Source organism: Methylobacterium dankookense (assembly GCF_902141855.1).
Taxonomy (GTDB): Bacteria; Pseudomonadota; Alphaproteobacteria; order Rhizobiales; family Beijerinckiaceae; genus Methylobacterium; species Methylobacterium dankookense.
Genome location: NZ_CABFVH010000049.1, coordinates 24,561 through 36,591 on the forward strand (window position 1 = coordinate 24,561; position 12,031 = coordinate 36,591).

Here is a 12,031-nt window from a genome sequence, read left to right on the forward strand (position 1 = left end):
GCGGTGTTCCTGACGGGCTCGCCGCTGCACCTCTACGAGGAAACGCCGGAAACCCGGCGCACGGTCGCCTTCATGCGGGCCGTGTTCGCCTCGGGCACGCCGTCCTTCGGCTCGTGCGCCGGCCTGCAGGTCGCGACCGTCGCGGCCGGCGGCAGCGTGCGCCCGAACGCGCGCAGTCCGGAGGCAGGGTTCGCGCGGCGGATCGCGCCGACCAAGGCAGGACGCGCGCACCCGCTCCTGTCTGGACGGCCCGCGGCTTACGATGCGCCCGCCATCCATACCGACGAGGTCGAGGCGCTACCATCAGGGGCGACGCTGCTCGCCGGCAACCGCGTTACCGCGGTGCAGGCCGCCGAGATCCGCTTCGATGGCGGCGTGTTCTGGGGCGTGCAGTACCATCCCGAGATCGGCCTCGACGAAGTGGCCGGCGCCCTGCGGCGCCAATCCGACACTCTGGTCAAGGCGGATCTGGCGAGGAGCCAGGACGACGTCGAGGCATACGCGCAGCAAATCGATGCCCTGCACGCTGAGCCCGGACGTCGCGACCTCGCCTGGCGCCTCGGCCTGGACGAACAGGTCACCGACGAGCGGCTCAGGCTCTCCGAGATGCGCAACTTCATCGAGGCGCTCACCCGGCTTGGCCGGGAGGGGCCGCTGGCTGTGGATAGGTAGGACACCTCCTGGGACGCGCGGAACGCGGCTTGAGCGGCTCCGTTGCCTGAGACCGCGGCGCCTCCTGCCGGTTCCGCGGGCATCCGTGCGACGTGCGTGCCGAGTTCCGATGCAACTGCCACGAGACGACACCAATCATCCAAAGGCTCAGGCCCTCCGAGCCTTCATCCGCGACGCCGGCTTCCCGTGCGTCGGCGCCAAGTCCGCCCTGTCGAAGGGGCAGATGCGGATCCTGGTCGCCCGCGACATCACCTCAGCCTGGGACGACATGCGCATCTACCCGGCGATGATGGCCTTCGCGGCGCGCTACCGTGCGAAGCCCGACCTCTTCCAGAGCTTCGCCGTCGTGTTCGAAGGGCCCGGCGACCTCGATGAGGAGGGCTTTGAGCGGCACCTGTGGGACCGGGTGCAGTCCCTGGCCGATAAGGACGCCTGGCTCGGCCATCCCTGGGACGGGCGCGTCGCCCAGGACCCGGACAGCCCGCACTTCTCGTTGAGCTTCGCCGGCGAGGCGTTCTTCGTGGTCGGCCTACACCCGAACGCTAGCCGGCCGGCACGGCGGTTCTCGTCGCCCGCCTTGGTGTTCAACCTGCACGCTCAGTTCGAGCAGCTGCGCGAGGCGGGCCGCTACGAGAAGCTGCGCTCCTCCATCCTGCAGCGGGACGAGGCGCTGGCCGGCTCGATCAACCCGATGCTTTCGCGGCACGGCGAGGTCTCCGAGGCGCGCCAGTACAGCGGCCGGGCGGTGGGCGAGGAGTGGCGTTGCCCCTTCCGCCCCCGTACGACGGGGGCCGAGGCCTCCGGCACGCCCTGAAGGCAGTCGCGGCGGGGACACACGGCGCTCGCGGACGTTGTCCGGGGCGGCCTTACCGGTCGCAGCCCCGAGGAGCGTTGCGTATGGAACAAGGTGTGGCGACGGCGGTCCTCTGCATCGTCGCCGGCGGCGTCGCGGCCCAGGTCCTCGCCGCCCGGCTCCGCATCCCGGCCATCGTCCTCCTGCTCGGGCTTGGCTTCCTCGTCGGCCCGGTGCTCGGCTTCCTCCATCCCTCCCAGGCGTTCGGGCCGAACCTGCGCCCGTTGATCGGCTTGGCAGTGGCCATCGTGGTGTTTGAGGGCGGCTTGGCGCTCGACTTCCGCGAACTGCGGGCGGCCGGCGAGGGCGTGCTCCGGCTTACCGCCATCGCGCTGCCCATCAACTTCGTGCTGGGCACGCTCGCCGCCCACCTCATTGGCGGCATGCTATGGGGGCCGGCCGCCGTGTTCGGGGCCATCCTGGTCGTGACTGGCCCCACGGTGATCCTGCCGCTGCTGCGCCATGCCCGGCTGGAACGCCGCTCGGCCTCGTTCCTGAAGTGGGAGGCCATCGTCAACGACCCCGTCGGGGCCATCCTCACCGCCATCGTCATCGAGATCCTGGTCGGTCTGCCGCACCGCTCAGGCGAGGAGGCGGTCACCGACCTGGCGCTGCATCTTGCCGAAGGGGCGGCCGCGGCGACCGTGCTCGGGGTCGGTTCGGCCTTCCTCGTGGCCTGGGCGTTCCGGCGCGACCTCGTGCCGGAGACCCTGAAGACGCCGCTGCTGCTGGCGCTGGCGCTCGTCGCCTATGCGGTGCCGAACCTCCTGATGCACGAGGCCGGGCTGATCGGCGCGACCGTGTTCGGCATTGCGCTCGCCAACCTCCACGTGCCCGGCATCGCGGAGCTGCGCCGGTTCAAGGAGGCGCTCGTCGTCCTCCTGGTCTCCTGCCTCTTCGTCGTCCTGACCGCCGACCTCGACCTCGCGGTCCTCGGCAAGGTCTCACTCCCGGTCCTGGCCTTGACGGCCGCGACGCTGTTCGTGGTGCGGCCGGCAGCGATCTGGCTCGCGACCTGGCGCAGCGATCTGACCTGGCGCGAGCGCCTGTTCGTGGGATGGATCGGACCGCGCGGCATCGTAGCGGCCGCGGTCGCCGGCCTGGCCGGCCCGAGGCTCAGCGAGGCGGGCTATGCGGGTGGCGACCTGATCCAGCCGACCGTGTTCGCCGTCATCGTCGCGACGGTGCTCACACACGGCTTCTCGCTTGGGCCACTCGCTCGACGGCTCGGCCTCTCGGTGGCGGCGGACGCGGAGCGGCTCGCCATCGTGGGCGCCTCACCTTGGTCGAGCGAGCTGGCCCTGACACTGCATCGCGCCGGCGTGCCGGTGGTGCTAGTCGACACCTATCCCGGTGCGCTGCGGACGGCCCAGGCTGCAGGCGTGCCGACCCTTCAGGCCGAGCTCCTGTCGCGCGAGGCGGAGGAGGGCTTGGCCGACCAACCGCCTGACCGCCTGCTCGCGGCGACGAGGGACGAGCTCTATAATGCCCTCGTATGCACCCGTCTGGCCCCGGAGCTCGGGCGCGAGCGGGTCTACCAACTCGCACCCTCAAAGGACCACCTTCTGCATGCCGAGACGGGTGTGAGCCGGGACTCGCGCGGCAAGGTGCTGGGTGACGGCGGGTTCGACTTCGAGACCCTATCCGGGCGGCACTCAGCCGGGTGGCGTTTCGCAATCGCTCCAGCCGGCGCGGCGGCTGGGGACGTGCCTTGCCTGCTGGTCATCCGCCGCGACGGCACCCTCGATTTCCCCTCGCTCGACCACGAACTGGGCAAGGCGACGGAGGGAGACCGGCTCTTGCTTCTCTGTCGCCCGGCCGAGATGCGATCCGAACCTGGCCTCGTCCCGACGCCGAACGGTGCAGTTATGCATACAAACTCCGGCGAGGGGTGAGCCTGAAACGGGCGGTGGCGCGCCGGTTCGGGATCGCAGGGTCTGGCCTGGAACGTCGGCACCTATTGGAACAGGTGCGCGAACTCGCGGTGCCGGCGCTTCAGATGCAATTCGATCAGCTCGAACAAGCCGCCGCGGTTGCGGGCTTGGCGCTCCGGCGATGCCAGCTCGCGGAGCAGGGCGTCCATCGCGGCCCGACGCGCCCGGTAGCCCTTAAACTCGTCGAGGTACTCGTCCACGACTCGCTCGGCCTTGATGATGGTGCCGGGCTTGTAGGTAGCCGCGAGTGCGAGGATCGAGCGCACGGTATCGTCGAGCGTATCCATGCCGTAGTAGCAGCGCGTGACCCTCGACGGTTCCGGGCTGTACACTCCAGGCCAGGCATCCGGCGGCGTTACGAATGTCCTATCGGCCCCGCACAGCGCCAAGCGTCGCCCCATCCTTCGGACAGCCACGACGCTCGCCGAGCCAGGAGCCTAGGCCGCTTCCGGGATGGCATAATGCCGACAGTGCTGGAGGTAACCGACCTCATGGCGGCCGGCGAGCTCGACCACGCTAGACCAGAGCCAGGTCGGCGCCTGCTCGCCGACCGCCGTGCCGCGCATACCCCCCGCCCGCCAGTTCGAACGCGCAGCCTCGTCCATTTGGCGGCCGTGGGCCTTGCCGACGACGTAGGCGAGGTAGTGCGCCGCCCGCACCGCCTCCTCGCGGGTGAACTGGTCGACGTCGAGCTTCAGGTCCTGCGGGGCGAGTTCCCGCATCACCACCGGCTTGTCGAGGAGGCGCACCGGCAGCATGCGCTCGCCCAGGTTCGGCGACAGCGCCCGGGCACCGGCCACCACCCGCTTGGCCGCGTCCGATGGCATCTCCGCGCTGGGGGCCGCCGGCGCCGCCGGCTCGACCGCCTCCTTCAGGTCGACGAGCGCCAGGCGACGCTTGCCATCTTCCTCGATGCGCACGAGCGCGGCGTAGCGCAGGAAGCCGAGCGAGGAGCAGCCCTTCATCCAGTAGGCCGCGTCGATGAGGCGGACGTCGGCTTCCTCGCCACACCCGTCCGGCGCCGACAACAGGCCGCACACCTCGTCACGACGGAACAGGCCATCGAGAGCCTCGCGTTCGGCCGCGTCGAGCGCCCAGAACTTGCGACCGAGCGGGATCCTTGGCTCGACGTCCTTCAGGCGCTCGCGGGCGAGATGCTTCCAGTGCCGACCAAGGGCTCGTCGACGCACCGTGCGCACGACGTCCGGTTCCGGCGGCTCCTCGTTACTTCTGGGAGCGCCGAGCCCCTGCGCATAGCCCCGGACCATCTCTTCCAGCATCCGCGCGGTAACGACCCCCGGCAGGTCCGAGCCGCGCACAGCGCTCGCCAGCGATAGGCCGAGGCGGACGAGGTCGTGGGTCGGGTTGCCGACAACGGTCTGGTCGAGGTCGCGGACCTGGATGTCGACGCGCCCATCGACATCGGCGAGCGGGCCCAGGTTGCCGAGATGGCAGTCGCCGCAGATCCAGACCGGCGGCCCTTCCGGTAGGGTGCCGCGAGCCAAGCCATCCAGCCACTCGTAGAACTTCAGGGTGTTGCCACGGACGAAGGCGTGGGCGGACCTTGCCATCTTCAGGGTCCGTTGCCGCTCAAGGACGGCCGCACGTTCCTCGGGTCCATAGCTTCCAATCTTGGGCATTCCACACCTGCGAACCTGCGGCCGGACCGCCCCGGTCGCGTCCATCAACGCATCGGAACAGGTAGGCTACACGCGTCGTTTCGCCTCCGCTGTGGATTACGGAGCCGAGTGGCACGTGACGCATGGCCGGATGGCGCCGCATGGCGCCGGAGCTTCTTCCCTTCGGGCTGGGGGGCACCCTGCGGCTCCGAGCTTCCTCCGGAACCGTTTGGCTGGAGCCGCCATGGCGAAGGTTGGTGTCCGGGCCCATGCCGAAATGCGGGGACCGGGTTGGGCCGCGGTGAACACCTTCCACCAGGCGGGCGCGTGGACCGCGGCCCACGGCCCACCGGGAACGACGGTTGCCCCCTACGACCTGCAATAGCCCGAACGGGCTTGTGCCGAGTGTGACGCTTCCTCCACAAGTGCACCTCCGTCGTGGTCGCCGATTGGCGGTGCCTTCGGCGCGATCCCGGCGCCGAGACCGAGCATGGCGCCCGATGGCATCCTCGCGGCGCTGCTCGCGCCTTCATCTCCTGCCTCGCCGCTCTCCGACCTCGCGAGCGCGATCGAGGCGCGCCACCTGTTCGAGGCCCGGGAACTGGTCGAGGCCAGGGGCAGCCGGGAACTCACCGACCCGATCGCCTACATGAGGCGCGTGTTTCCCGGGAGGAGGCTCTGGCGCTTCGTGTTGACCCATCCCGATCTCGACCACATGCGCGGGCTTGCCCGCCTCCATCGCGAGATCGGCTTCGACAACTTCTGGGACACGGCGAACGCGAAGGGGCAACCGTCGTTCCGGAGTGGTGCGGACCGGGATGATTGGGAGTTCTACCAAGCCCTGCGGGCCGATCCGGGCTGCCTGCGGCCGACGCGCGGGACCTACGGTTTCGCCTTCAATCAAGGACCGGACGGCCTCGCCGGCGGTGACGGCATCGAGATCCTGTCTCCCACCCCGGGGATCGTGGCGGCCTGCAATCAACGTCAGACCTTCAACGATGTCAGCATCGTGCTGCGGATCCACCATGCCGGCCGGAACGTGCTGCTTGCCGGCGACGCCGAGGAACTCGCCTGGGACGAGATCGTCCGCTTCTACGGTGCCGGCCTGCGGGGTGCCGTCCTGAAGGCGTCCCATCACGGCCGCGACAGCGGCTACCACATGGAGGCCGTCCGCCACATCGCGCCGGTCCTCACCGTCATGTCGGTCGGCGGCAGGCCTGCCACTGACGCGAGCGCGAAGTACCGGAACTTCTCTGACCGGGTCGCGTCGACGCGGCGGCATGGGGATATCCAGGTCCATGTCCGCGACGACGGGCAGGCTTTCTGGTTTCCGGACCGCAACCTGGAGCCTGGGATGGTCCGGTGTCCCTGAACGAGCGGAACAACCTGACGCTCTGGCTGGCGGTGGCGGCGAACGCGCTGCTGCTCTACGGCTGCGTCCGCTGGGAAGCGGTCCGCCTTTCGGATGCCGAGGGCGTGCTCCGGGAGTGGCGGGCGCTCTTCTCGATCGGGTTCGGCGGCCTCATGGCGACGGTGTTGAACCAGCTCCTGGGCGTCGACCTCAAGGGCAAGCTTGTCTACTGGCGTCGACGTCACGCGCTTCCCGGACACCGGGCCTTCAGCGAGCACGCGCAAGCTGACGCCCGCGTGGACCTGGCGAAGCTGCGCCGGAAGTACAGGGGCGACTTCCCCGAGGACCCGGTCGCGCAGAACGCGGAATGGTACTGCCTCTACAAGGGCATGCGGGACGACGTCGTGGTGAAGGACGCCAACCGCGTCTTCCTGCTCCTGCGGGATTACGCCTCGCTCAGCGCCCTGTTCATCCCGCTCCTTGGGACGCTCGGCTTCCTCCTCGTGCCCAGCGCGGGCGTAGCCGCCGGCTTCCTCGCTTGGCTGGTGGTGCAGTACCTCCTCGCCAAGACGGCCGCTGCGAACGCCGGGGTGCGATTGGTAAGGGACGTCCTGGCACTGAAGGCGGCGACGGGTCGTTGAGCCGGCCCGATGCCGGCCGGCGGCCCGCGACCGGCCGCCCGTATCAGCGTTCGAGGCACATGACCCTGGCGGGATCGAAGCCGCTGGCCTCGTCGGCGTGGCCGCGTGGCTTGCAGACGATCCGCGTGCGCCCGACCAGGTAGTCAGCGGCGTGGTGGACGTGGCCGTGGACCCAGAGGTCCGGCGCGCGCGCATGGATCAGGTCGCGCAGGTCCGCGGCGTAGTACCACGGCATATCCGCGTGCGGGCCGGGCAGGCTGTCGGGATGCGGCGCGTGGTGGGTGACGACGACGGTCGGGCCCTCGTGCGGGACCGCCAGCGTGGCATCGATGAACGCGCGGGTCGCCCGGTGTAGGGCGAGGATCTCCTCGGGCTCGACCCGTTGTCGAGACCGGGAACCGGTGCGGATCCGGCGGTAATCGACCATGCCGAAGCGGCCTTGGGCCGAGCGCATCCGGTGGGTGAGGCTGAACGAGCCGAGGCGGAAGTCGGTCCAGAGGGTGCCGCCGGCGAAGCGCGTGCCCCCGATGACGACGGCGTCGTCGAGGAGCAGGTGGATGCCATGGCGTGCGGCGAGCTCGCGGCCGCGGGCCATCTGGTCGGCGAGGGTGTAGCGCTCCTCGCCGCGGTTCCACCAGAAATCGTGGTTGCCCGGCACGTAGACGACGGGCACGCCCGGCAGGCGCTCGGCCAGCCAGACGAGGGAGCGGATGAGCGGCATATGCACGTCGCCCGCGACGACGGCCACGTCGAACCCGCCCGGCGGCGCGTGCGTGGCCGGGTCCCAGGCATTCTCGGGCCATTCCTGGTGCAGGTCGCTGAAAGCCCAGAGCCGGCGGGCGGGCGACCAAGTCATGGCGTGCCCCTCTCGCGGGCGGCGTTCTCGGCGAGACGGACGCGGATTTCGGCGAGGGTAACGGGCGGAAATCGAAGCAATCGACGCCGACGTCGGTTCTTGTCGCAGTCCCGGGCAGCGTGCCGTGCGAGTGGCCGTAGAGGTGGATGTCGCCCCGGTGCATCCTTGGCCACACGCGGTGGGCGTAGTGGCTGCAGAACACCCCCTGCGTGGACCCGTCGGGAAGCGGGACCTGCACGTGGGCGACGTCGAAGATGCCGTCCCAGGGCAGGCGAGCGGCGATGCGGTCGTGGTTGCCGCGGACGAGGAAGCGCCGGCGGCCGTTCAGGCGCGCGAAGATCTCCCGGGCGTGGGCCTCGGTGCAGCGGTAGCAGAAATCGCCGAGGTGCCAGACGGTGTCGCCGGGGCGGACGGCCGCGTTCCAGCGCGCGACGAGGCCCTCGTCGTGGGCCTCGATCGCGTCGAAGGGACGTCGCAGCCCCACCCCGCCTTCAGGCGGTGCGCACGGTGGCCAGGAACCGGGACATTTCGGCCGTGAGCTGCTCCGACTGGCGCGAGAGTTCGGAGGCCGAGGCTAGGACCTGCGCCGCGGCCGCGCCCGTCTCGCCGTTCGTGGCCGCGACCCCGGCGATGTTCGAGGTGACCTCGCTCGTGCCGTCCGCCGCCTGGGCGACGTTGCGCACGATCTCCTGGGTCGCCGCGCCCTGCTCCTCCACCGCCACGGCGATGCCGGTCGCCACGCCGCTGATCTCGCGGATGCGCGCGGCGATCGCGTCGATGGCCACGACGGCCTGGCCGGTCGAAGCCTGGATCTCGCCGATATGGCCGCCGATCTCGTCCGTCGCGCGGGCGGTCTGGCCGGCAAGCTCCTTGACCTCGGCGGCCACCACCGCGAAACCACGCCCAGCCTCTCCGGCCCGCGCCGCCTCGATGGTGGCGTTCAAGGCCAGCAGGTTCGTCTGGCTCGCGATGTTCGAGATCAGCGTCACCACGTCGCCCACCTTCGACACCGCGGCGCTCAGCGTCAGCACGAGCCCGGCGGCCTGGTCCGCCTGGCCGACGGCGGCCTGTGCGGCGGCGGCGGAACCGCTCACCTGCCGACCGATCTCCAGCACCGACGAGCCGAGCTCCTCGGCCGCGGCGGCCACCGTGTTGACGTTCGACGCCGCCTCCTCGGCGGCGACCGCCACGTTGTTCGACTGCTCGGCCGCGCGCGGCGGTGCCTGCCATGCCCTGGGCTGTCGCCTGCAGCTCGGTCGCGGCGGCGCCGACCATGCCCACGATGCCGCCGACGGCTTGCTCGAAGGCGCCGGCCATCTCGCGCATGGCGGCCTTCCGCTGGGCCTCCGCGCCGGCCCTCGCCAGGGCGGTTTCCTCCTCCAGTTTGCGGGTTCGGAGAAGGTTGTCCTTGAATACCTGCACGGCGCCGGCCATGGCGCCGATCTCGTCGCGCCGCTCGGTGCCGGGGACGGTGACGGTCGCGTCGCCGCCGGCCAGCGCGCCCATCGTGTCCGTCATGCGGGCGATCGGGCGAGAGACCGCGAACAGGCCGAACAGGGCGGCGCAGACCGATGCGGCCACGGCAAGGACCGCGGCGAGGAAGGCGTTGCGGATCGCCACCGCGGCGCGGGCCTCGCCCTGCTGACTCGCCGCCTCGGCGCCGCGCTTGTTCAGCTCGACGCCATCCTTCAACGCGCTCGTTCCTTCGCCGGCGAGCGCCGCGAGTTCAGGTTTGATCAGGTGGGCGAGCGCCTCTGCCTGGCGCCCGGCCTCCATGCTGGCGACGATGGCGAGCTCCTCCTTCCGGTACTCGGCCCAGGCTTTCGCGAAGCGCCGGTAAATGGCGCGCTCCTCGGTCGAGGCGATGAGGCTCTCGTAGGTCCTGCCCAGATGCGCGATGTCGGCCTGGACGTCCGCCAGGACCTTCTTGTTCTCGGCAAGGGCTTGGGGAGTCGGGGAGGCCACGACGAAGCGGTAGAGCTTGACCCGGTTGTCGCGGGTCGCGGTGTTGAGGCGGTTGATGACGTCGACCGACGGCAGCCAGTTCGTCGCCACTTCGTCGATGTTGTGTCGTATGACGACCAAGTCCGAGACGCCAAGGGTGGCCTGCCCGACGGAGACCAAGGCGAGAGCCCCGGACAGGGTTGCGAGCTTGGATTTGATGGAGAGCCGCATGGACGTCACGTAGTGGTTGAGAGTTCCAGTGCGCGGGATCGCGCCCTTCGAAGGCTGCCGAGATTAACCATTCGTGCGTTACGAAATGGCTGCCGGCTCTGCCGCTCGCGGTCACTTGAGCAGCGCTGGAAGGTCGATTTTCGGTCATCGGAAAGCGGGGCTCGGGTCCCGCCCGGGCGGAGGCGGTTGCCTCTCGCCCCGACAGGCGGCCGACGCGGGGCGGCGCGCGGGACGCGACGGCGGCGCGTTGAACCGAGCCGATCCCGGCAGCCCGTTGCATGTGCCTGCCCCCCTTGCGAGTAGCAGGCCTTTGCCCTCGCGAGGGTAAGAGAGACAGCGCGCATGCGAACGATCAGGAACTCCTTCGTACTGGTCGGCGCGGACTGCCCGGTGACAGCGAGCGTCATCCCGCAGACCCGTGGAGGTGCACCAACCGTTCCCGCACTCCAGCACATGCTCCTTTCAGCCGATCCGTACCGGTACGATCACGAGGGTTTGATCTGGGAGGTGTACCGGCACCACAAGGCCATCCCACCGGCCGACGAGGTGAGCGCACGCGCAAGCCTGTTCAGCAGGTCCCATCCCTGCATGCGCGCCTCTATACTGCCCAAACGCTATGGTTGGGGCGTGCACTACGATGAGGCTGGTCGGATCGCCATCGTGGGAATGGAGACCGGTCGCTACCGCGAGCTCGCCGCTTCAGAGCCGTCGATGGGCATCACTGTGGTTCGCGCCATGCGCAGCAAGAGGGCTCGGGAGGTTGTGACCTGTCTGGCTGGCTTTGGACCGGGCTGATTAAGAGGATCAGCCAGGACCGGAGGAGTCGGGCATGCGGCGAGGACAGAGGCCAAGCGCGGAGCAGGTTGTGCTGAAGCTGCGCCAGATTGAAGGTCAGACGGTGCAGGGCGAGAGCTTGGCGCTGGTTTAGCTAAGGAGGCGGAGATCTCCGAGCAGAGCTGAAGGACGAGTGCCTACACCAAGACATCTTCTACTCGATGCGGGAGGCGCAGATCGTGATCGGGCTGTGGCAGAAGACTTACAACCGCGTCCGGCCGCGTTCGTCGCTGGGCTACCGACCGCCAGCACCCGTCAGCTTCGCGGATCTGGCCTTCCAGCTACCCATGGCCGCGACCATGCAGTCGCCTCTCACCTAGCCCGGTCCAAAATGACGGTCAGGTGACATCCGCGGTTTCACTAGCATTTCACCCCCACGAGCGCGTCGTGGCTGAACTTGGTTGAGTGCTGGTTCGCGCTGCTGACCCGGCGCCGTCTGGAACGCGGCGCCTTCACCAGCACGGAAGACCTTGAAGCTGCGATCCAGAGCTACATCGCTGAGACGAACTGCCATTCCAAGCCGTTCGTCTGGACGAAGGCCGCCATTGACGTCCTTGCCAACGTCGCGAGGCTCTGCCAACGAACTTCTAACTCAGACCATTAGGTTATTGCTGTGCTGAAGCTGGTCTACTTTACACGCCTCCGGATGTCAGACCGTAGAGCGCGATACCCGCCGCAGAGGTCTACAATGTCATCTGCCGCAGGCGAGAGCCGGGGCTGTGCTGTGCCGGTCTTAAAGGCCACCCTGCGCCGGGCTTGTTCCAGGATGCAAGTCTGGACGCTTCGCGGCATCGTGTAGGCCGCAGACCCAGACATGAAGGAACTTCAGCCGGAGGCTGCGCTCGAAGCAGTCCTGCTGAGGGGCTACTACCTTTTCCATGACCTCCGAAACTGAGGGCAGCGTGCACCGAGAACCTACACAGCTTGTGGAGCTTGAACGCGCACGCTGACCTGAAGCGCCCGGGGCACGTGCGCCCCCTTCCAAAGCGAATGGAATACAGATCGAATAGTTGTCCTGGCGTTACTCCATCAGTAAGAATCGAGGATCCAAGGAAAAACCAGGGGGGCACGTGCACTCGATACTGCGCCCGTGCCC

The 12,031-nt window shown here is 69.1% G+C and carries 9 protein-coding genes and 4 pseudogenes; 8 read left to right on the forward strand and 5 right to left on the reverse strand.

Annotation, left to right across the window (positions count from 1 at the left end; genetic code table 11):
- Window positions 1–3 precede the first annotated feature (3 nt).
- The 3 genes from MTDSW087_RS24860 to MTDSW087_RS24870 all read left to right on the forward strand — a co-directional run bounded on the left by MTDSW087_RS24860 (window position 4) and on the right by MTDSW087_RS24870 (window position 3,420).
- The gene (locus MTDSW087_RS24860; protein ID WP_238179570.1) at window positions 4–672 is read left to right on the forward strand and encodes a type 1 glutamine amidotransferase; all 669 of its coding nucleotides are present in this window, start codon (window positions 4–6) and stop codon (window positions 670–672) included.
- A 109-nt stretch (window positions 673–781) separates the two neighbouring features.
- On the forward strand, window positions 782–1,486 hold the full coding sequence (gene gntA, locus MTDSW087_RS24865) for a guanitoxin biosynthesis heme-dependent pre-guanitoxin N-hydroxylase GntA (protein ID WP_144767678.1): 705 nt from the start codon (window positions 782–784) through the stop codon (window positions 1,484–1,486).
- 83 nt (window positions 1,487–1,569) lie between these two features.
- A complete protein-coding gene (locus MTDSW087_RS24870) occupies window positions 1,570–3,420 on the forward strand; it encodes a cation:proton antiporter (RefSeq protein WP_144767681.1) in 1,851 nt (616 codons plus the stop codon).
- A gap of 62 nt (window positions 3,421–3,482) precedes the next feature.
- On the opposite strand, the gene MTDSW087_RS24875 is transcribed toward MTDSW087_RS24870, so the two are convergent.
- Complete coding sequence (locus MTDSW087_RS24875) at window positions 3,483–3,791, reverse strand: hypothetical protein (RefSeq protein ID WP_144767683.1); 309 nt, start codon at window positions 3,789–3,791, stop codon at window positions 3,483–3,485.
- Window positions 3,792–3,896: 105 nt separating this feature from the next.
- On the reverse strand, window positions 3,897–5,144 hold the full coding sequence (locus MTDSW087_RS24880; RefSeq protein WP_425324730.1) for a DUF2252 family protein: 1,248 nt from the start codon (window positions 5,142–5,144) through the stop codon (window positions 3,897–3,899).
- Between the two features lie 424 nt (window positions 5,145–5,568).
- On the opposite strand from MTDSW087_RS24880, the gene MTDSW087_RS24885 reads away from it, so the two are divergent.
- Together MTDSW087_RS24885 and MTDSW087_RS24890 are read left to right on the forward strand one after the other, a co-directional pair.
- On the forward strand, window positions 5,569–6,450 hold the full coding sequence (locus tag MTDSW087_RS24885) for a ComEC/Rec2 family competence protein (protein WP_144767687.1): 882 nt from the start codon (window positions 5,569–5,571) through the stop codon (window positions 6,448–6,450).
- The gene (locus MTDSW087_RS24890) at window positions 6,441–7,070 is read left to right on the forward strand and encodes a hypothetical protein (protein ID WP_144767690.1); all 630 of its coding nucleotides are present in this window, start codon (window positions 6,441–6,443) and stop codon (window positions 7,068–7,070) included. Before MTDSW087_RS24885 ends, MTDSW087_RS24890 begins: the two co-directional genes overlap by 10 nt.
- Before the next feature lie 43 nt (window positions 7,071–7,113).
- On the opposite strand, the gene MTDSW087_RS24895 is transcribed toward MTDSW087_RS24890, so the two are convergent.
- The 3 genes and pseudogenes from MTDSW087_RS24895 to MTDSW087_RS30630 form a co-directional block, all read right to left on the reverse strand.
- On the reverse strand, window positions 7,114–7,926 hold the full coding sequence (locus MTDSW087_RS24895) for a metallophosphoesterase (RefSeq protein WP_144767693.1): 813 nt from the start codon (window positions 7,924–7,926) through the stop codon (window positions 7,114–7,116).
- Window positions 7,923–8,410, reverse strand: a pseudogene (locus MTDSW087_RS31495) (metallophosphoesterase family protein). Before MTDSW087_RS31495 ends, MTDSW087_RS24895 begins: the two are co-directional and overlap by 4 nt.
- A gap of 7 nt (window positions 8,411–8,417) precedes the next feature.
- Window positions 8,418–10,101, reverse strand: a pseudogene (locus MTDSW087_RS30630) (methyl-accepting chemotaxis protein).
- A gap of 342 nt (window positions 10,102–10,443) precedes the next feature.
- On the opposite strand from MTDSW087_RS30630, the gene MTDSW087_RS24915 reads away from it, so the two are divergent.
- The 3 genes and pseudogenes from MTDSW087_RS24915 to MTDSW087_RS24925 form a co-directional block, all read left to right on the forward strand.
- Window positions 10,444–10,896 (forward strand): DUF6157 family protein, encoded by a 453-nt coding sequence (locus tag MTDSW087_RS24915; protein ID WP_144767699.1) that lies wholly within the window; start codon window positions 10,444–10,446, stop codon window positions 10,894–10,896.
- 161 nt (window positions 10,897–11,057) lie between these two features.
- A pseudogene (locus MTDSW087_RS24920) lies at window positions 11,058–11,255 on the forward strand (integrase core domain-containing protein); the annotation flags it as partial.
- Window positions 11,256–11,299: 44 nt separating this feature from the next.
- Window positions 11,300–11,539: pseudogene (locus tag MTDSW087_RS24925) on the forward strand (IS630 family transposase); the annotation flags it as partial.
- Window positions 11,540–12,031 lie beyond the last annotated feature (492 nt).

What these genes read in the sequence shown, in the direction of transcription:
- MTDSW087_RS24880 (WP_425324730.1), bottom strand. Translation starts at nt 5,144, where the DNA reads ATGGACGCGACCGGGGCGGTCCGGCCGCAGGTTCGCAGGTGTGGAATG.
- MTDSW087_RS24885 (WP_144767687.1), top strand. Translation starts at nt 5,569, where the DNA reads ATGGCGCCCGATGGCATCCTCGCGGCGCTGCTCGCGCCTTCATCTCCT.
- MTDSW087_RS24870 (WP_144767681.1), top strand. Translation starts at nt 1,570, where the DNA reads ATGGAACAAGGTGTGGCGACGGCGGTCCTCTGCATCGTCGCCGGCGGC.
- gntA (WP_144767678.1), top strand. Translation starts at nt 782, where the DNA reads ATGCAACTGCCACGAGACGACACCAATCATCCAAAGGCTCAGGCCCTC.
- MTDSW087_RS24915 (WP_144767699.1), top strand. Translation starts at nt 10,444, where the DNA reads ATGCGAACGATCAGGAACTCCTTCGTACTGGTCGGCGCGGACTGCCCG.
- MTDSW087_RS24895 (WP_144767693.1), bottom strand. Translation starts at nt 7,926, where the DNA reads ATGACTTGGTCGCCCGCCCGCCGGCTCTGGGCTTTCAGCGACCTGCAC.